The organism is Streptomyces sp. NPDC048417 (assembly GCF_040651615.1).
Taxonomy (GTDB): Bacteria; Actinomycetota; Actinomycetes; order Streptomycetales; family Streptomycetaceae; genus Streptomyces.
Map to the genome: position 1 here is coordinate 78,650 of NZ_JBEZKI010000021.1, position 19,852 is coordinate 98,501.

Genomic DNA, 19,852 nt, shown 5'->3' on the forward strand with positions numbered 1-19,852 from the left:
CGTTGGTGACGTGGTGACGTGGTGACGTGGTGACGTGGTGACGTGGTGACGTGGTGACGTGGTGACGTGGTGACGTGGTGACGTGGTGACGTGGTGACGGAGGCGGTCGAAACGTGCGGGAAGGCGGTCATTCCCCAGTTAGCCCGGGCACCACGGCCCGGTGGATGACCCCCCACGCTGACGACCACCTATGGCCCCGGCCCTGCGCACCGGCTCGATCTCGGAAGCCCGGACAGCGCCACGAACTGAGCACCGGGACACGGGCCGGGTCCACTCCGCGCACCTTCGGGCACGGGCCACCGGAATTGATCTGCGACACTGGTAAGGCCATGCCTAAGCCCGGAGAACTTACTTTTGTCGCGCCGCGCGGAGCCAAGAAGCCGCCGCGGCATCTTGCTGACCTCACGCCTGCCGAGCGCAAGGACGCGGTGGCCGAGATCGGTGAGAAGCCGTTCCGCGCCAAGCAGCTCGCGCAGCACTACTTCGCGCGGTACGCGCACGAGCCCGAGCAGTGGACGGACATCCCGGCCGGCTCTCGTGACCGGCTGCGGGACGCGCTGTTCCCCGAGCTGATGACCGTCGTCCGGCATCTGTCGACCGACGAGGGGACGACGCGCAAGACGCTGTGGCGGTTGTTCGACGGCACGCTCGTCGAGTCCGTGCTGATGCGCTACCCGGACCGGGTGACCATGTGCATCAGCTCGCAGGCGGGGTGCGGGATGAACTGCCCGTTCTGTGCGACCGGGCAGGCGGGCCTCGACCGGAATCTGTCCACCGCGGAGATCGTCCACCAGATCGTGGACGGGATGCGGGCGCTCCGGGACGGGGAGGTGCCCGGCGGTCCGGCGCGGCTCTCCAACATCGTGTTCATGGGGATGGGCGAGCCGCTCGCCAACTACAAGCGGGTCGTCACCGCCATCCGGGCGCTGACCGACCCGGCCCCGGACGGGCTGGGTCTCTCGCAGCGCGGGATCACCGTGTCGACGGTCGGGCTCGTGCCGGCCATCCACCGGTTCGCCGACGAGGGCCTCAAGTGCCGGCTCGCGATCTCCCTGCACGCCCCCGACGACGAGCTGCGCGACACCCTCGTCCCCGTGAACACGCGGTGGAAGGTGCGCGAGGTGCTCGACGCCGGGTTCGAGTACGTCGAGAAGAGCGGGCGGCGGTTGTCGATCGAGTACGCCCTCATTCGCGACATCAACGACCAGGCGTGGCGAGGGGACCGGCTGGGCCGCCTGCTCAAGGGCAAGCCCGTGCACGTCAACCTCATCCCGCTGAACCCGACCCCGGGCTCGAAGTGGACCGCCTCCCGGCCCGAGGACGAGAAGGCGTTCGTCGAGGCGATCGCCGCGCACGGTGTGCCCGTCACCGTCCGGGACACCCGTGGTCAGGAGATCGACGGAGCCTGCGGTCAGCTCGCGGCCACCGAGCGGTAATCTGAGGGCCGTAGGTACATCTTCATATTCCGACAGGGGAGCGCCACAGCGCTGAGAGTGCGGCAATCGGGCCGCAGACCCTCTGAACCTCGCCCAGGTCATTCTGGGTAGGAAGTTCGGTCATCACTCAAGCTGTTGCGCCCTGTCCGCACACCGCGGGCAGGGCCGCGTCTCTTCCTGGTCCACCCCAGGAGGAAATCACCAGTGCACACAAGGACCTTCTTGGCCGCGGCCGTCGGGCTCGGTCTCGTCACGCTGTCCGCGTGTTCGTCGTCGTCGGGTTCCGAGGCCGACTCCAAGACCGTCACCCTGGTCAGCCACGACTCATGGGCCGTCTCCAAGACCGTGCTCCAGGACTTCGAGAAGCAGTCCGGCTACAAGGTGAACGTCCTCAAGGACGGCGACGCCGGCCAGGCCGTCAACAAGGCGATCCTGACCAAGGACAACCCGCAGGGCGACGTCTTCTTCGGCGTCGACAACACCCTGCTCTCCCGCGCCCTCGACAACGGTCTCTTCCAGCCGTACCGGGCCAAGGGCCTCGACCAGGTCGGCACGGACTACCAACTCGACGCGGGCAAGCACCGGGTCACCCCCATCGACTACGGCGACATCTGCGTCAACTACGACAAGGCCTACTTCAGCAAGCACAAGCTGACCCCGCCCGCCTCCTACGCCGACCTCGTCAAGCCGCAGTACAAGAACCTCCTCGTCACCGAGAACGCGGCCACCTCCTCGCCGGGGCTGGGATTCCTGCTCGGGAGCGCCGCCCAGTACGACGACGGCTGGCAGGGCTACTGGAAGAAGCTCAAGGACAACGGCGTCAAGGTCGTCGACGGCTGGGAGCAGGCCTACGACGAGGAGTTCTCCGGCTCGGCCGGCGGCAAGAAGGCGAAGGGCGACCGTCCGCTCGTCGTGTCCTACGCCTCCTCCCCGCCCGCCGAGGTCATCTACGCCGACCCCAGGCCCAGCACCGCGCCCACCGGAGTAGCGACCGGCACCTGCTTCCGGCAGATCGAGTTCGCCGGGCTGCTGAGCAACGCCAAGAACACCAAGGGCGGCAAGGCGCTCGTCGACTTCCTGGTCTCCAAGGAGTTCCAGGAGGACATGCCGTTGAACATGTTCGTGTACCCGGTGGTCAAGGGGGCCGCGGTGCCCGCCGAGTTCACGAAGTACGGTCCCGCCGCGAAGGACCCCGAGACCATGGCGCCCGACAAGATCGCCGCCAACCGTGACCAGTGGGTCAAGACGTGGACGTCACTCGTACTCAAGTAGCACGTACGCAAACAGCTCGTGCGCAAGCAGCCGCCAGGCGCGGGAGCGTGGCGCGGCTCGGCCTGATGGCCGTGCCCGTCGCGTTCTTCGCCGTCTTCTTCGCGTGGCCGGTCGTGGCGATCGTCACGCGCGGGCTGAAGGTCGACGGGGTGTGGCGGTTCGGGCGGATCGCCGACGTCGTCGGCGGGTCCGACATCCGGCACGTCCTGTGGTTCACCACCTGGCAGGCGCTCGCCTCCACCGCGCTCACCCTGCTGGTGGCGCTGCCGGCCGCCTATGTCTTCGCCCGCCTGGACTTCCCGGGCAAGCAGGTGCTGCGGGCCGTGGTGACGGTGCCGTTCGTGCTGCCGACGGTGGTGGTCGGTACGGCGTTCCTGGCGCTGGTCGGCCGCGGCGGACTGCTGGACGGGCTGTGGGGCGTACGACTGGACACCACCGTCTGGGCCATCCTGCTCGCGCATGTCTTCTTCAACTACGCGGTCGTCGTACGGACCGTGGGCGGGCTGTGGGCCCAACTGGACCCACGGCAGGAGGAGGCCGCGCGGATGCTCGGCGTCTCGCCGGTGGGCGCCTGGCGGAAGGTCACCCTGCCCGCGCTGGCGCCCGCCGTGGCCGCCGCCGCGCTGATGGTCTTCCTGTTCACCTTCACGTCCTTCGGCGTGGTCCAGATCCTCGGCGGGCCGACCTTCTCCACCCTCGAAGTGGAGATCTACCGGCAGACCTCCGAGATCTTCGACCTCTCCACGGCCGCCGTCCTCACGATCGTGCAGTTCGTCGCGGTCGGCGCGATCCTCGCCGTGTACGCGTGGACGGTACGGCGGCGGGAGAGCGTGCTGCGGCTGGTGGACCCGTCGGTGACGGCACGCCGGCCGCGCGGCGCCGGGCAGTGGGCGCTGCTCGGCGCGGTCCTCGCCACCATCACCGTGCTCCTCGTGCTGCCGCTGGCTGTGCTGGTACGGCGGTCGCTCGACGGGGGGTTCGGCTACTACAGGGCGCTGGGCGACGCCGACGGGGGCACCTTCCTGGTCGCGCCCGTCCAGTCGGTGGTCAATTCGCTCGAATACGCCGTCGCCGCCACCGCCATCGCCGTGGTGATCGGCGGGCTCGCCGCCGCCGCGCTGGCCCGGCGGGACGCGGGGCGGCTGGTACGGGGCTTCGACGCGCTGCTGATGCTGCCGCTCGGGGTGTCCGCGGTGACCGTCGGGTTCGGGTTCCTGATCGCCCTCGACAAGCCGCCGCTGGACCTCAGGCAGTCCTGGATCCTGGTGCCACTCGCCCAGGCACTGGTCGGGGTGCCGTTCGTCGTACGGACCATGCTGCCCGTGCTGCGTGCCGTGGACGAACGGCTGCGGGAGGCGGCGGCCGTGCTCGGGGCCTCGCCGTGGCGGGTGTGGCGGGAGGTCGATCTGCCGATGGTGCGGCGGGCGCTGCTGGTCGCGGCCGGGTTCGCCTTCGCGGTGTCGCTGGGGGAGTTCGGGGCGACCGTGTTCATCGCGCGGCCGGACAACCCGACGCTGCCGGTGGCCGTGGCGCGGTTGCTGTCCCGCCCCGGTGATCTCAACTACGGCCAGGCGATGGCCCTTTCCACGATTCTGATGGTGGTGTGCGCGGTGGCGCTGCTGGTGCTGGAGCGACTGCGGACCGACCGGACGGGGGAGTTCTGATGGCACTTCTCGAACTGGAGCAGGCCACCGTGCGGTTCGGCGGGCGGGCCGTGCTCGACGCCGTGGACCTCCAGGTCGCCGAGCACGAGGTGGTGTGTGTGCTCGGGCCCAGCGGGAGCGGCAAGTCGACGCTGCTGCGGGTGGTGGCGGGGCTGCAACCGCCGGACACGGGGCGGGTGCTGCTCGACGGGCAGGACCAGACGCGGGTACCGGCCCACCGGCGGGGGGTCGGGCTGATGTTCCAGGACCATCAGCTGTTCCCGCAGCGGGACGTGGGCGGGAACGTGGCCTTCGGGCTCCGGATGCGCGGCGACGGCAAGGGGCAACAGGCCGAGCGTGTCGGCGAGTTGCTGGAACTGGTGGGGCTGCCGGGGGCCACCCGGCGGGCGGTGGCCGGGCTCTCCGGCGGTGAGCAGCAGCGGGTGGCGCTCGCGCGGGCGCTGGCGCCCCGGCCCCGGCTGCTGATGCTCGACGAACCGCTGGGACAGCTCGACCGCTCGCTGCGGGAGCGGCTGGTGGTCGAACTGCGGGAGCTGTTCGGCAGGTTGGGCACGACCGTGCTCGCGGTCACCCATGACCAGGGTGAGGCCTTCGCGCTGGCCGACCGGGTGGTGGTGATGCGGGACGGCCGGATCGCCCAGTCCGGCACGCCCCTCGATGTCTGGCAGCGGCCGGCCGACGAGTTCGTGGCGCGCTTCCTCGGCTTCGGCAACGTGGTCCCGGCGACCGTCGAGGGCTCGGCCGCGGTGACGCCCTGGGGGAAGCTGCCGCTGCCCGAGAACGCGCCTCAGGGGCCGCGCACCGTACTGGTACGGCCCGCGGGCGTACGGCTCGTGGCGGCCGACGCGGGGCTGCCCTGCACGGTGACCGCCCGCACCTTCCAGGGCACCCATGTCACCGTCCACCTCCAGCCCCAGGACGGCCCGCGCCTCGAGGCGGCCTGCGCGCTGCGGGAGGCCCCGGAGGCCGGGGACGCGGTGGGCGTCGAGTTCGACGCGGCGGAGACCGTCGTACTGGACTGAGGCGTACAGGACTGAGGCGTACAGGACCGAGGCGTACAGGACCGAGGCGTACAGGACCGAGGCGTACAGGACTGCGGCCTACTGGGCCGAGGCTCTTCAGGACACGGCCGAGGCCCGTCCCCCGGGGATACGGGGACGGGCCTCGACGGTGTACGAAAGCGGTGTACGAAGGCGGGTGCGTCAGCTTCCGCTGTTCGCCCCACGACGGCGCATGCCGAACCACACGGCGCCGCCGCCGACCACGACCAGCGCGCCCGCGACGCCGGCGATCAGACCGGTGTTCGAGTTGGCACCGGTCTCGGCGAGGTTGGACTCACCGACCGCCGGGGACGGGGCGTTGTCCGACGCGCCCGCCGGAGCGGTGCTGCTGCTCTCCGAGGCCGACGGAGTCGGGGAGTCGGACTCGGCCGGGGTGGACGCGGACTCCGACGGCGACGGCGTGGCCGACTCCGACGGGGAGGGGCTGGAGCTCTCGTCGGACTTGCAGGCGGTCGACGGGGTCGTCAGGTTGGGCGTGATGTCCCTGTCGATGTGGATGTTACCGCTGTCGACCTTGACGCGGACGCGGTACGTCGCGTTGGGCGCCCAGTCCTCGGAGAAGGTGACCTTCGTACCTTCCTTGGAGCCCTTCACGGACTGCGCGTCGCCGACCTGCTTCGCGTCGGCACCGTTGCTCTCGAGGAAGACGCTGATGGTGGCCGGAGTACCCGAGGCGTCCTGGTCGGTGACCGTGATGACACCGTTGGAGCCGTCGCAGGTGGCTTCGGCGGAGAACTCGGAGATGTTGCACGCGAAGGCGCTGCTGGAGACGCCCAGGGCCAGCGCCGCGGACGCGGAGGCAACACCCAGGATGCGCACGGAACGACGTGCACTGCGGCGGGATATGGACACGTTTGTCCTTAATGAGTGCATAACTGCGGGGGGCTTGTGGGGGAGTTGACGCAACGCGAGGTGAGGCATCAGCAACCCCAGGAGGCTCACAGGTCTATAAGTGTGCCGTAAGTAGTGTCAATGCATATGCGGTCCACGGGCGTTGACTTTGCCTGCTTATTAATTGCTGAGACGTTTCAGTGCTTCAGAAGCCTGCTCGATCCGGTCAACCAGGGCGATACGGGACGCCATCGGCCGGTCCTGGGCAAGCGCGGTCAGCAGCTGCCAAGCCGGCAGCCACTCGCTCCAGTGCGCCTCGTTCACGAGCACCATCGGGGTCGGCTCGCCCCGTGACTCGTAGTAGTTGGGCGTCGCGTTGTCGAAGATCTCCTGGACGGTCCCGGCGGCGCCCGGCAGGAACACCACACCGGCGTTGGAGCGGGCCAGCAGGCCGTCCTCACGGGTGGCGTTGGCGAAGTACTTGGCGATGTGCGCGGCGAAGGCGTTCGGCGGCTCGTGGCCGTAGAACCAGGTGGGGATGCCGACCGACGGACCGCCGTCCGGCCAGCGCTCGCGGACCTCGAAGGCGGCGCGCGCCCAGTCGGTGACGGACGGCCGGAACGACGGCGCCTTGGCGAGGAGTTCCAGGGCCTCCTCCAGCATCCCGTCGTCGAAGGGGGCCGCGTACGCGCCCAGGTTCGCCGCCTCCATCGCGCCCGGGCCGCCGCCGGTCGCCACCGTGAACCCGGCCCGCGCCAGCTCCCGGCCGAGCCGGGCGGCACCGGCGTACTCCGCCGTGCCGCGCGCCATCGCGTGGCCGCCCATCACGCCCACCACCCGGGCGCCGACGAGGAGTTCGTCCAGTGCGTCGGAGACCGCGTCGTCGTGGATCGAGCGCAGCATCGAGCCGAATATGTCGCCGTCAGCCTTGGTCTGCTGGAACCAGGCGTACGAGCGGGCGTCCGGGGTCGCCTCGTAGCCCGCGTCGAGCGAGTCGAACAGTTCGTCGGGCGTGTAGACGAAGGCGCGGTAGGGATCGAAGGGGAGGTCCGGGACCGGCGGGAACACCAGGGCGCCGGACGCCCCGGCCCGGGCGGCGGCCTCGGGGGACATCGGGCACCCGAGGAAGACGGCGCCGGTGGTGTCGGTGGTCAGCAGGACGTCCGTACGGCCCGTCAGATCGACGGCCTGGACGCGGTACTGGGCGAGCGTGCCGTGCGCGGCGACGACCTCGTCGAACTCGGCGAGGGACTCGATCTCACGGTCGCGGGCGGCCCGGTGCTGCGGCGCGGGCCGGGGCTGCGGGGGGTTCGGCTGGGCGGGTGTCGGATGCACCCGCCCACTGTAGGTGTCAGCCCAGGACTGCCGCGGGGCCGTCCCGCATGCCCCTCGCTGCCCAGAGACGGACGTCTCTGGGCAGCGAGGGGCGATCAGTGGTGCTGGGCCGGCGTCACAGCAGCTGCCGGTTCAGCGCGTCGGCCTCCTCGGGGGTGAGGGCGTAGTTCCAGGCTTGGACGTGGCTGACGGCGCCGGATACGAAGTCGGTGGCTGCGCCGTTGTACTGGCTTCGGCCGACGGTGAAGGCACCGGAGGAACTCCAGGAGGTGGCACCGGTGACGGTGGCCGCGAGGACGCCGTTGACGTACAGCTCGGCTGTCTGGGTGGTGGCGTCGTAGGTGCCGAGGAGATGTGTCCAGGTGCCCGCGGTGGCGCCGGCGGCGTAGGCGTTCCAGAAGCCGGCGCCGGCGGTGTCGCTCTTGCTGAGGCTGAACGACCAGCCGGGGGTGCCGTTGTAGGTGTCGTTGTACTGGAGCATGAAGGGGCTGGTCTGGCTGCCGTCCTGGGCGGCGATGGTGGCGTTGTGGTTGGGCAGGGAGGACAGGTCGACCCACGCGGAGACGGAGTAGCTGCCGGTCGTGTTCAGCGCGCTGGTGCCGGAGGCGGCGTAGCCGCTGGTCCCGTCGAGGCTCAGCACCTCACCGTGGGTGGCGTCGGAAGTCCAGGTGGTGCCGCCGCTCAGGGTGAGCGGATTGTTGCCCACGGTGGGATCGGGCATCGCGTAGGCGGTGTCGGTGGGCGCGGTGTCGTTGGCGAAGGTGTAGCCGTCGCCGTCGTCCAGGTTCCAGGTGTTGTGCGGCGAGTCGTAGGCGCCGACGATGGCACCGATGCCCGCCGGCTTCGGGTTGACGTGGTCGAAGCTGTCCGCGCCGGGCGCCAACTTCTCCTCGCCGTTCGTGGTGTCGATCGTGGCCAGGGCCGAGTCGATGTCGGTGACGAAGACGGGCGGGGTGTCCCACCATCCACCGAGGTTGTAGCTGCGCAGCCAGTCGTTCACCGCCGAGCGGTACTGATCGACGGTCGTGGTGCAGGGGTCGTTCACAGGGGACGACGTCGATGAGCCGCCGCCCGTGTAGCCGTCGCACGGGGTGAGTGTGCTCACGGTCGTGCCTATGCCCCAGGCGGTCAGCTGCTGTACGAGGGCCGTGTAGCCGTTGGTCTCCAGGTCGACGTCTGTGCGACCGCCTTCGAGTACGTCTTCGAGTCCCTCGTAGAGGAGGACGCTGTTCATGCCGGGCTGATCGAGCAGGTCGCGGTCGATCCGGGACAGGAGCGAGGGGCCGGTGGTGGGGGGAGTGCCGTCGGCGTAGTCGCTCATGATCTGGTTCGAGGAGATGCTTTCGGTGATTTCGCCGTAGGACCGGCCGCTGGAGGCGTCGGCGCGCTGCAGCACGTCGTCGGTCTGCGTGCCGCTCGGGAAGGAGTTGGCGCGCGGTATGTCGATCTCGCCGTTCCCGACGATGCCGAGGGTGGCGGCGCCGGCGGTCGTGACGTCGACGCCGGTGAGCAGGTCCGTGACCGGGGTACCTCCCCACTTGGAGGTGGTGAACGGGGTCCCGGTCGTGTTGGCGGTGTTGTCGCCGGTGCCGGGGTCGGCCAGGTACTCGAGCCCGGAGTCGGCCAGCGAGTGCCCGACGATCGCGGTGATCGAATTCGTCAGGTAGTACGAGACGAGCAGGAATCTGTTCCGGGTCACGGTGAAGGGCAGCGGGTCGCTGTAGATCATGCCGCCGGCCGGCACGGTGACGCTCTGGCTGCCGGAGAAGGTCAGCGAGGTCGGGGTGGAGACGGGCACCGACGAGGGCTCGGCGGGATTGGGCGTGGTGTCGGACGACGTGGCGACGGTGGCGTGTCCGATGGCCAGCTTCGAGGACCCCAGCGCGTTGTCGAGCTTGATCCGCACGGTGTTGCCCGAGACGGAGGGGCGCAGCGCGATCCGGAAGGTCTGGTTGCCGTACGGCCCCATGGAGCCGTCCTCCCCCTCGATGGGGCTGGCCCAGGCGCCGGTCCAGGTCTGGCCGCTCGGTGCGGCCACGCTGGTGCCGTTGGACTCTGCCGTACGAGCCGTGGTGTTGCGCGTCGCGAGGGAGAAGATGTGCAGCGAGGGCGTGTGGTTGCCGATGCGGTTGCCGACGTCGGGCAGGGTGACTGACGCGATGGTCCTGGCCGGGTCGAGGGGCACGGAGAACGCGTACAGGCGCCGCTTGCTCGCGGTCTGTCCGCTGGGGTTGTTGCGGTGCGGAAGGATCACCGCGGCGATCGAGTCGTCAGCGACCGTCCAGCCGGGCACGGTCAGGGCGTACGAGGCGGAGGTGCCGTCCGTGTAGTTGATGGTGCCGGTCGCGGCGCACGGCCCGTCAGGTGTGGTCCCGGTGAAGCAGTAGCTGCCGGTCACGGAACTTCCGGCGGGCACGTACGGCGCTGTCGCCTGGCCGTCGATGGCGCCGGGGTCGGTGGCGTTGGAGTACGAGGACGAGGCCAGGAACTCCAGCGCGTTGCCGGAGCCGCTGTAGGTGACGGTCTGGTTGGCGGCCAGCACGTTGTCCCTCTGCCCGGACCCGAAGGCGGGCAGCGTGAACGTGGCGCCGTCGACGGTGACCTTCCCGCCGGAGGTCCAGCCGACGTTGTTCAGGTCGGTGGCGGAGTAGCTGCCGCCGGTGCCGTCCATGTCGGCCTGCGACGGGGTGGCGTCGGCGCTGATGCCGGTGTTGTTGTAGCAGGCGGTCAGGCTCGTGCAGGTGGTGGCGGTGTGGCCCGTGGCCAGGAAGCGGTACGGGTGGGTGGCGGAGAAGTCACCGGCCGCGTCGATGGCGTAGACGTACAGGGTGTGCGGGCCGGGCGCGTACGGAGTGACGGTCACCCTCGCCGCGTTGCCGCTGGCGGGGACGGTCTGGGAGGCCGCCGGGGTGACGGTGGGGTCGAGTCCGACGTCGAGCGAGTAGACGAACTTCGTCGCGCTGGCGCCGCCGCTCGTGGCCACGTCGAAGGTGCCCGCGGTGCCCGCCACCGCACCGGCCGCACCCCCGTTGTCGGTGTCGGGGTAGAGGCTGTTCTCCGAGGTGACGGTCGGCTCGTCGGGGGCGGTGGGCTGGGCGACGAAGTGGCAGATCGAGGAGTAGGCGGAGGTGTCCTCGCCGTCGGTGACCTTCGCCTGCCAGTCGACGATCTTTCCGTTCGTCAGGGCGCTGGTGAAGCTGGAGGGCAGCGAGAAGGTGGCGAAGCTGCCGCTGGCGAGGTTGTCGCCGCTGAGCCCGGTGGCCTTGGTGGTGGAGCCGTCGACCCAGTACTGGAAGGTGGTCCGCAGCTTGTCGCCGTCACCGTCGCTGACCTTGGCCTTGAGCACCGGCGGGGTGGAGGCGACGGTCTTGCCCATGTACGGGTACGGGGAGGTGGTGTCGCAGCCCGCCGAGTGCGCGCCGGACACCGCGGACATGGTGCTTACGGCCGGCACGCTCGGGATGGTGTTGTAGAAGATCTCCAGGCTGGGGTTGTCGGTGAAGCGCGAGAAGCCCGACGCGCTGTGGGAGCTCTCGGCGGAGTCCTCCTTCAGCGTGACGGCGAAGGTGGAGGAGTGCCCGGCCGCGTCGGACCTGATCGGGGTGAGCACGTTCAGCCCGTGGGTGACGTCGCCGTTGGACGGGCAGAAGGTGGGGTTCCAGGCGCGGGCGTACGAGGCCGAGGTGGAGTAGCTGTTGAAGCCGGGCCGGTTCGACCAGTCGGTCCCCTTGCCGAAGCCGCCGGACCAGTGCAGGTCGACGGTGTAGCTGCTGGAGCAGGAGGCGGAGTAGACCTCGGTGGCGTTCACGGTCGCGGTGTCGATGTGCGCCCCGTACAGGGTGGAGGACAGCTTCCACTGGTACAGCGCGTGCTCGCTGCCGGCGGCGCAGTCGCCCTCCGACCAGCCGTTGTAGCCCACGCCCAGCCGGCCGGAGTCGGACAGCGCGTCGGTCTTGTCGTAGAACGAGGTGTTGGGGCAGCCCTGTTTGATCTCGTCGAAGTGCGGGGCGGCCGGGTCGTACGGGTGCCAGTTGAACGTCGGGTCCACGTACACCGGGAACACGGTCCTACCGCCCCTCAGCAGCCGCGTGTCCGGTGTCAGGGTGAGCGCGTTGGCGGATGCGTGCAGGGCGACCGGCGCCTGGCGGGCGGCCAGTCCCGGATGGGCGGCGTCCGAGGCGTCCGCCGCGACCTTGGCGCCCGCGGTCCTGCGAGCACTGCTTCCCGTGGGCCGCAGGGTGGTGTCGGAGTCCCACATCTGCGCGGCCGGGGCGTCCATCACATCGTGGCCGTGGGTGTCCAGCAGGCTCAGCCCGCCGTCCGGGGCGCCGCGCAGCCGGCCTCCCCTGACCGTGGTGCCCAACTTCAGGGCCTTCAGCGCGGGATCGGCGGCCGCCGACCTGTTCTTGACCACCAGGGTGTCGGTGAACCCTCCGGCCTCGGTCGGCGCCACCACCAGGTCCACACCGGGAAGGACCGAGCGGTACGTGGCCGTGGTGCCCTTCACGACCGGGGCTGGCAGCCGTCCGGGCCAGGCGACGGACACGGTCGTGTCCCCGTAACGGGTGCTGACCAGCGGAGCGTTGCCGCCCGCGGAGAACGAGACACTGCCGTACGCGGTCGCGGTCGGTGCCAGGCGTCCGCCCGCGGCGGTGTGCAGCCGAAGGTCCACGGGCACCCAGCGGCCGTTCCGCTCGGTGCGTACGGGCTTGGGGTTGCTGTCCAGTTCGAAGCCGCCCTCGGGCAGCGCCCGCACCTGCTGCACCGGACTCGTCAACGCACCGACAGCGACCTTGCTCCCGCTCCGCCGCGCGGCAGCGCCGGCCCGCTCCATGGCCCGGCGCTCCGCCGGGGTGGGACCGAAGCCGTCCGGCAGCGTGGGGAGGTCGGGGTCCTTCACCGGATGACTGGCCCGTACGGCTCCGGGCTTGCCCGGCGGAGCGCCGCGACTGGCGGAGACTGCCTGCGCGGGCACGACGCCGACCGCGACGGCCAACGCCACAAGTCCGGTCAGTGTGGCCCGTCGTGCGCGGGACGATCTATGGCGGCCGCCGCGCATGCGGTGAAGTGGCATGAAGAATCCTTTGGTTGCTGATCCCGAGGGACAGCAGTCGAAAGTAGGAAGTGCCACCCCCTTCCGACCAGTGGAGAAGAGACCAGGATTGAGCGAACTTGACTGCAATACCGCCCATTTTCGATCTCATGGATTTCTCAAAGAAATGCCCATGAACAGGTTCGCGTGATCACGTCGGTATCGCCGCCGGGATACGTTCCCGCTCGTTTCGAACAGACAGCGGCAGCACAGGCGATGTGCGGGGGGCGGGACCGTGACAGGCACCAGAGCGTGGGCGATACCGGCCATAAGACCAGGACGCGGCGGGCAGTTCGGACGCGGCCGCATCGTGGCACTCGTGGCCGCCGTACTGGCACTCTCCCTGCCGGGTACGGGCCCGCTGGCGGCGGCAGCCACTCCCCGGCACGCCCCGACCCCGCCGCGCTCCAAGCCCGTTGCCGTGCACCCGGTGCACTCGCACTACCGTGCACCCCGGCACATGCCGGCCTACCGGACCCCGAAGGTCGGCTGGCCCGCCGGCACGGCCACCCTCGCCGTTCCGCAGACGGGCGGCAGGACCGCGGGCTCGCTCCCGGTACGGATCGGGCGAGCCGGCCACAGCGGTGCCCCCGCCCGGGTCCAGGTCCGGCTGCTCTCTCACCGGTCCGCCACCGCCGCGGGCGTGCGCGGCGTGCTGCTGAACCTCAGGAGCACCGCCCCCACCGCCGGTGCCATGGCCAGCCCGACGGGCGGCAAGGTCGCGGTGAGCCTGGACTACTCCGCGTACGCGGGAGCGTTCGGCGGCGACTTCGCCTCCCGCCTGCGCCTGGTGCAACTGCCCGCCTGCGCACTGACCACCCCCGAGGTCCGCTCCTGCCGCACCCAGACGCCGCTGGTCTCCCACAACGACACGCGCGGCCACACCCTGCACGCCGACGTGAATCTGCCGGGCGCGCGGACCACCGGCTCCCGGCAACTCACCGCGCCCGAAGCCGAGGCGGCCGCGCTGCAGACCCAGGGCGCGGTGCTGGCGGCGACCTCGGACAGCGGCGGCGGAGGCGGCGACTTCTCGGCCACCTCGCTGAGTCCGTCCGGTTCTTGGCAGGCCGGTGGCAGCTCCGACGCCTTCGAGTGGTCGTACCCGATATCCGTCCCCGGCGTGCCCGGCGGCATGGCGCCGAAGCTCGGGCTGAGCTACAACTCCCAGGCGGTCGACGGTCTCATCTCCTCCACCAACAACCAGGCCTCCGTCGTCGGTGACGGCTTCGGCCTCCCGGCCAGTTTCGTCGAGCGCTCGTACAAGTCCTGCAACGAGAACCCCGCGGGCAGCACCAAGACCCGGGACTACTGCTGGTCGGACGACAACCAGCTGACGCTCTCGCTCAACGGCCAGACGTCCACGCTCATCAAGGACGACAAGACGGGCACGTACCACCCGGCCGGCGACTCCAACGAGAAGGTCGAGTACCTCACCGGCGCGAACAACGGCGCGCAGAACGGTGAGTACTTCCGGGTCACCACCGACGACGGCACCCAGTACACCTTCGGCCTCGACGAGCTGCCCGGCTGGGCCACGGGCAACACCAAGACGAACTCCGTGCTGACCGAGCCCGTCTACGCCACCGCGTCGGGCCAGCCCTGCTACAACGCCACGTTCTCCAGCTCCTGGTGCCAGCAGGCCTACCGCTGGAACCTGGACTACGTGAAGGACACGCACGGCGACGTGATGTCCTCCTTCTACACGGTCGACACGGCCTATTACGCGCGCGATCTCGGCACCACCGCGAACACCCCGTACAGCAGGGACTCCCGCCTCACCCGCATCCAGTACGGCCAGCGCGACAACTCCGTCTACACGACCAGCCCCGCCGCACAGGTCAACTTCACCTACAACGGCCGCTGCAAGACGTCCGCGACCGGCTGTACGACCTCCACGCTGTCCTCGTCGACGGCCACGGACTGGCCGGACGTCCCGTACGACCTGAACTGCGCCAGCGGCGCCTCCTGCAGCGTCAACTCGCCCACCTTCTGGTCCGAGTACGAACTGAGCACGGTGCAGACGCAGGCGCTGTCCGGCACCACCGAGACCAACGTCGACAAGTGGGACTTCACGTACTCGTTCCCGGCGACGGGTGACTCGACCTCTCCGGCGCTGTGGCTGTCCACCCTGGTGCACACCGGCCAGGACACCACCGGCGGCGGCTCCACCGCGCCGATCGCCATGAAGCCCGTCACCTTCACCGGCACACCGCTGTCGAACCGGGTGAACGTCACCAACGGCTACCCGCCCATCACCCGCCACCGGCTCAACACGATCACCACCGAGACCGGCGCGATCATCAACGTCGGCTACTCCGCGCCCGACTGCGCCTCCGGCACCCCGTCCGACCCGAGCACCAACACCAAGCGGTGCTACCCGGAGTACTGGACGCCCACCGGGCAGACCAGCCCGGTCATGGACTGGTTCAACAAGTTCATCGTCACCGGCGTCACCCAGCAGGACCCCACCGGTGGCGGCGTCAACGACACCATCGCCACCCACTACACCCCCATCGGCGGCGGCGCCTGGCACTACGACACCAACCCGCTGACGAAGTCGTCGCAGCGCACCTGGAACCAGTGGCGCGGCTACCAGGGCATGACGGTCACCACGGGTACCGCCCCCGATCCCGTCACGCAGACCGACACCACGTTCTTCCGCGGCATGGACGGCGACACTCTGCCCGGCGGCGCGACCCGCTCGGTGAGCATCACGGACTCGCGCGGCGACGCCCCGGTCAAGGACTCCAACCAGTTCGCCGGCCAGACGTACGAGTCGATCACGTACAACGGCAGTGGCAGCGGCAAGGTGGTCAGCGACGCCGTCACCACCCCGTGGACGTCGGCCGCCACCGCCACCCACGTGGTCTCCGGGCTGCCCGACCAGCAGGCGTTCCTCACCGGCGCCGCGGACAGCAAGGTCTACACCCCGCTGACCGCCGGCGGCACCCAGGTGACCGAGACGGCCTTCACCCATGACGCGTACGGTCGCGTCACCAAGACCGACGACCGCGGCGACGTCTCCACCACGGCCGACGACCTGTGCACGACGACCAGTTACGCGGACAACACCGCGAAGTGGATCCTGGACACCGCCGACGAGGTCCGCACGGTGTCCGTCGACTGCGACACCACGCCGACACTGCCGAAGGACGCGGTCTCCGACACCCTGACCTTCTACGACCTCTCCACCACCCTGGGCGCGGCCCCGAGCGTCGGCGACCCGACCTCGACGCAGAAGGCCACCTCCTACACCGGTTCCACTCCCGTCTACACGACGATGGCCAGCAGCACCCTCGACCAGTACGGGCGCCCCGTCACCTCGACCGACGCCGACAAGCGCACGGTCCGCACCACATACGCGCCGACGACCGGTGCGGAACCGACCTCCATCACCGAGACCGACCCACTCGGCTACGCCACCGTCAAGACCTACGACCAGGTGCGCAACCTCCCGCTGTCGGTGACCGACCCGGCCGGCTACAAGGCCTCCGGCACCTACGACGCGCTGGGCCGCCTCACCCAGGTCTTCAACCCCGGCATCACCTCGCCGGTCACCAAGTACGTCTACACGCTGAGCAACACCGCCCCGTCGACGATCGCCACCCAGTCGCTCAACGACGACGGCACCTACCGCAGTGCCACCATGCTCTACGACGCGCTGCTGCGGGTGCGGGAGACCCAGACCCCCACGCCCGACGGCAGCCGGGAGGTCAGCGACACCGTCTACAACACCATCGGCCAGGTGGCCAAGACGGCCAGCCCGTACAACGCGAGCGGTGCCCCGGACGGCACCCTGGTCCAGGCGCAGGACGGCCAGATCCCCTCGGAGACCGGCTACACGTACGACCGAGCGGGCCGTAGGACGGTCGCCACCGCGTACAAGCTCGGCTCCGAGACCTGGCACACGACCACGGTCTACGGCGGCAACTTCACCACCACGATCCCGCCGTCCGGCGCCACGGCCCAGAGCCTGCTGACCGACGCCCGCGGCCGTGTCACGGACCTGTACGAGTACCACACCGGTGCGGCCGCCGATCCGGTGAACGACACCGCCTCGGACTACTCGGACACGAAGTACACCTACTACCCGGACGGGAACCGGGCCTCGGAGACCGACGCCGCCGGCAACACCTGGTCCTGGAAGTACGACCTGCTCGGCCGGCAGACCTCCGCCTCCGACCCCGACAGCGGCACGGGCACCACGGCCTTCGACGACGGCGGGCTGGTGCTCAACACCACCGACTCGCGCGGCAAGCAGGTCTCGTACAGCTACGACGGCGACGGACGCAAGACCGGCGCGTACGACACCACCGGAGGCGTCGCCCAGTCGACCGCGAACCAGATCGGCGCGTGGACGTACGACACCCTCAAGAAGGGCATGCCCACCGCCAGCACCTCCTACCAGATGGGCACCGGCAGCCCCTCGGTCACCACGACGGCCCTGGCGTACAACTCGCTGGGCAAGGTCGCCGCGGAGAAGACCACCCTGGCGAACCTGCCGGCCGACGAGGCGGCGCTGGCCCCCGCCGCCGGCTACACCACCGGCTACACCTACAAGCCGACCGGGTCACTGGCCACCGAGGCCGACCCGGCCGAGGGCGGTCTGCCGGCCGAGACACTCACCACCGGCTATGACACGGTGGGGGAGCCGACCAGCCTCAGCAGCAGCGGCACGAACGCCTGGACCTACGTCAGCGCCGTCGGTTACTCCGAGTCGGGCCAGCTGCTGCAGTACACCTTCGGCCCCTCCACCGACTGGGTCGCGCTGTCCCTCGGCTACGACGAGCAGACGGGCGCGCTGACGGACGCCCAGACCACGGACTCCACGAGCGGCACCGTGGTGGACCACACGCGCTACACCTGGGGCGATGCGCGGATCTCCAAGGGCGCGGGCCTGCTCACCGCGGTCAGCGACGCACAGGACGGCGGAGCCGTCACCGACACCCAGTGCTACGCCTACGACTACGCCGACCGGCTGAACAGCGCCTGGACCGCCACCGACGACTGCGCCGCCGTCCCCACCGCGGGCGCGAGCAGCACCGTCGGCGGCCCGAACCCGTACTGGCAGAGCTGGACCTACACCGCCGACGGCCTGCGCAAGACGCAGACCGACCACGCCACCACCGGCACCACCGCCGACGACACCACGACCACCTACAACTACCCGCCCGCCGGCTCCTCGACCGACCAGCCGCACACCCTCACCAGCACCACCGCCACCGGCCCCGGCGCCGCCGCGAACACCGCCTCGTACACGTACGACACGGCGGGCGACACCCAGAGCATCAGCGGCGGTGCGGCCGGGAAGCAGGACCTCACCTTCAACGACCAGGGCAAGCTCGCCACCGACACCACCAGCAGCGGCACGACCAGCTATCTGTACGACGCGGCCGGCGGTCTCCTCCTGCGCACCGACCCCGGCAAGGCCACGCTGTTCATCGCGAACGCCCAGATCGTCGAGGACACGACGACCCACACCCTCTCGGGCACCCGCTACTACTCGGTCGCCGGCCACACCATCGCGCAGCGCTCCAGCTCGGGCGACATCCAGTACCTCATCCCGAACCGGCAGGGGACCGACACCCTCGCCGTCGACTACCAGACCCAGTCCGTCACCCGCCGCCAGTACCTGCCCTTCGGCCAGACTCGCAGCGGCTCCGCGAGCACGTTCCCGAACGGCACGGGCTTCGTGGGCGGCACCCCGGACCCGGCGACCTCGCTGGTCAACCTCGGGGCCCGGGAGTACGACCCGTACACCGGCCGGTTCCTGTCGGACGACCCGGTGTTCGAGTCCATGGACACGAACGAGCTGCCCGGCTACGACTACGCGGGCAACGACCCCGTGACCCTGTCCGACCCGACCGGCGAGGACAACTGGTGGGCCGACCCCACGATGAATGTGCCGGTCACGCCGGACGCCCCGCCGATCTCGCAGAGCCTCGCCGACGAGCAGGGCTTCGGCAGCCTGTGCAACGCGCACAACTGCTCGAACTACCACCCGCATCCCGTCTTCATCTCGCCCCACTTCGGCTTCAGCGCGAACACCCCGAACATCAAGCAGCTGGCCGCGGCGTTCGCGAAGGAACTGAAGACGCACTACGACAAGATGTTCGACCCCCGTGCGGCGACGTACAAAATGCCCGACAAGCTGCTCACGTACGGCACCGAGGTCGGCACCTGGGACGACGTGTGCAAGGGGAAACCGGGCCTGTGCTCCAAGTCGTTCGCCGATGAGGTGAGCGGGCTGCACGCGGCACTCGACAAACAGGCCAAGGCGAACGAACGCGGCACCATGTGCATGTTCTTCGGTGAGTGCCACTGGTGGAAGGTGACGGCGGCCGGTGCCCTCTACTTCCGCACGATGCGTGCCGGGGCGGACGGAAAGCCGATGCTGGGCAACTCCGGACGCACCCTGGGAGGCCGGGCAGCGGACTATGAGGACAATCTGGACGAGGACGGGAACATCGTCGTCGACGACGACGGAGGCACGCCCCCGGGTCTCTCGACCACCCAGGACGATCTGATGAAGATGCACTACTCGAGACGGCCGAACTGGCTCCCGGGCGGTCAGTCCAAGGACCCGCTCTGGGCCATCAAGGGCAATGTGCTCTCCTCGCGCGGGCTGGACGCGCGGCCGGAAAGCGATAACAGGTTCCACGTCATGCTCGGGCCGGACGAGAACGGCGTGTCACCTGACGAGTACAACGCGCGGATCCAGTCCACCCAGGGCGACTGGATGGCCGTCGACGCCCAGTCCATGGAGGAGGTCCAGGCGTTCCTGACGGAAGTCGAAGGCATGGAAGAGTAGCGGCGCCGGGCAGACCGCCCGGTCGGACCCATGGGTGGTGAGGACTTGGTCTGGAGACTGGAAGACGGCATGGAGCTCAAGGATGTGCTGGCCGACTGGCTCGACGATGACGTCGCGGCGTACCGGCTCGGTGTCTTTCTGGGCGTCTTTCCGCGTGACCAGAAGTTCTCCTCGGTGAAGCGGATGTTCTGGATCGACGGATATCCGCTGGGAGACATGCTGTTGGACATTCTTGACCGCATGGCGCAGGCCGGAGTGCTGCTCAAGAACGAGGACGACGTGCAGTACAAGTGGAATCCGGCGCCGATCGACCTGTCGTGAAGGCGTCGTGAGCCGCATGGGCCGGGCTC

9 protein-coding genes and 1 riboswitch are annotated in these 19,852 nt (G+C 69.8%); of the genes, 6 read left to right on the forward strand and 3 right to left on the reverse strand.

The window, feature by feature from the left end:
* Positions 1–329 precede the first annotated feature (329 nt).
* The 4 genes from rlmN (at position 330) to AB0D59_RS30755 (ending at position 5,394) form a co-directional block, all read left to right on the forward strand.
* On the forward strand, positions 330–1,436 hold the full coding sequence (rlmN, locus tag AB0D59_RS30740) for a 23S rRNA (adenine(2503)-C(2))-methyltransferase RlmN (RefSeq protein ID WP_362572205.1): 1,107 nt from the start codon (positions 330–332) through the stop codon (positions 1,434–1,436).
* Positions 1,437–1,460: 24 nt separating this feature from the next.
* Positions 1,461–1,568: riboswitch (TPP riboswitch) on the forward strand.
* A 72-nt stretch (positions 1,569–1,640) separates the two neighbouring features.
* On the forward strand, positions 1,641–2,708 hold the full coding sequence (locus AB0D59_RS30745) for a thiamine ABC transporter substrate-binding protein (protein WP_362572208.1): 1,068 nt from the start codon (positions 1,641–1,643) through the stop codon (positions 2,706–2,708).
* 65 nt (positions 2,709–2,773) lie between these two features.
* Entirely contained in the window at positions 2,774–4,372 is a 1,599-nt protein-coding gene (locus AB0D59_RS30750; protein WP_362572482.1) for an iron ABC transporter permease, read from the forward strand.
* Positions 4,372–5,394, forward strand: a complete 1,023-nt coding sequence (locus AB0D59_RS30755) for an ABC transporter ATP-binding protein (RefSeq protein WP_362572211.1) — start codon at positions 4,372–4,374, stop codon at positions 5,392–5,394. The genes AB0D59_RS30750 and AB0D59_RS30755 overlap by 1 nt, the downstream gene beginning before the upstream one ends.
* Before the next feature lie 180 nt (positions 5,395–5,574).
* Here the strand turns inward: AB0D59_RS30755 and AB0D59_RS30760 are convergent, their stop codons facing one another.
* From AB0D59_RS30760 to AB0D59_RS30770, 3 genes are all read right to left on the reverse strand, one after another.
* Positions 5,575–6,285 (reverse strand): LAETG motif-containing sortase-dependent surface protein, encoded by a 711-nt coding sequence (locus tag AB0D59_RS30760; protein ID WP_362572213.1) that lies wholly within the window; start codon positions 6,283–6,285, stop codon positions 5,575–5,577.
* 159 nt (positions 6,286–6,444) lie between these two features.
* A complete protein-coding gene (locus AB0D59_RS30765) occupies positions 6,445–7,599 on the reverse strand; it encodes an LOG family protein (protein WP_362572215.1) in 1,155 nt (384 codons plus the stop codon).
* Positions 7,600–7,714: 115 nt separating this feature from the next.
* On the reverse strand, positions 7,715–12,601 hold the full coding sequence (locus AB0D59_RS30770) for a LamG-like jellyroll fold domain-containing protein (protein WP_362572218.1): 4,887 nt from the start codon (positions 12,599–12,601) through the stop codon (positions 7,715–7,717).
* A gap of 325 nt (positions 12,602–12,926) precedes the next feature.
* On the opposite strand from AB0D59_RS30770, the gene AB0D59_RS30775 reads away from it, so the two are divergent.
* A complete protein-coding gene (locus AB0D59_RS30775) occupies positions 12,927–19,502 on the forward strand; it encodes an RHS repeat-associated core domain-containing protein (protein ID WP_362572220.1) in 6,576 nt (2,191 codons plus the stop codon).
* A gap of 69 nt (positions 19,503–19,571) precedes the next feature.
* Positions 19,572–19,823, forward strand: coding sequence for a hypothetical protein (locus AB0D59_RS30780; protein WP_362572223.1), 252 nt, complete (start codon positions 19,572–19,574; stop codon positions 19,821–19,823).
* Positions 19,824–19,852 lie beyond the last annotated feature (29 nt).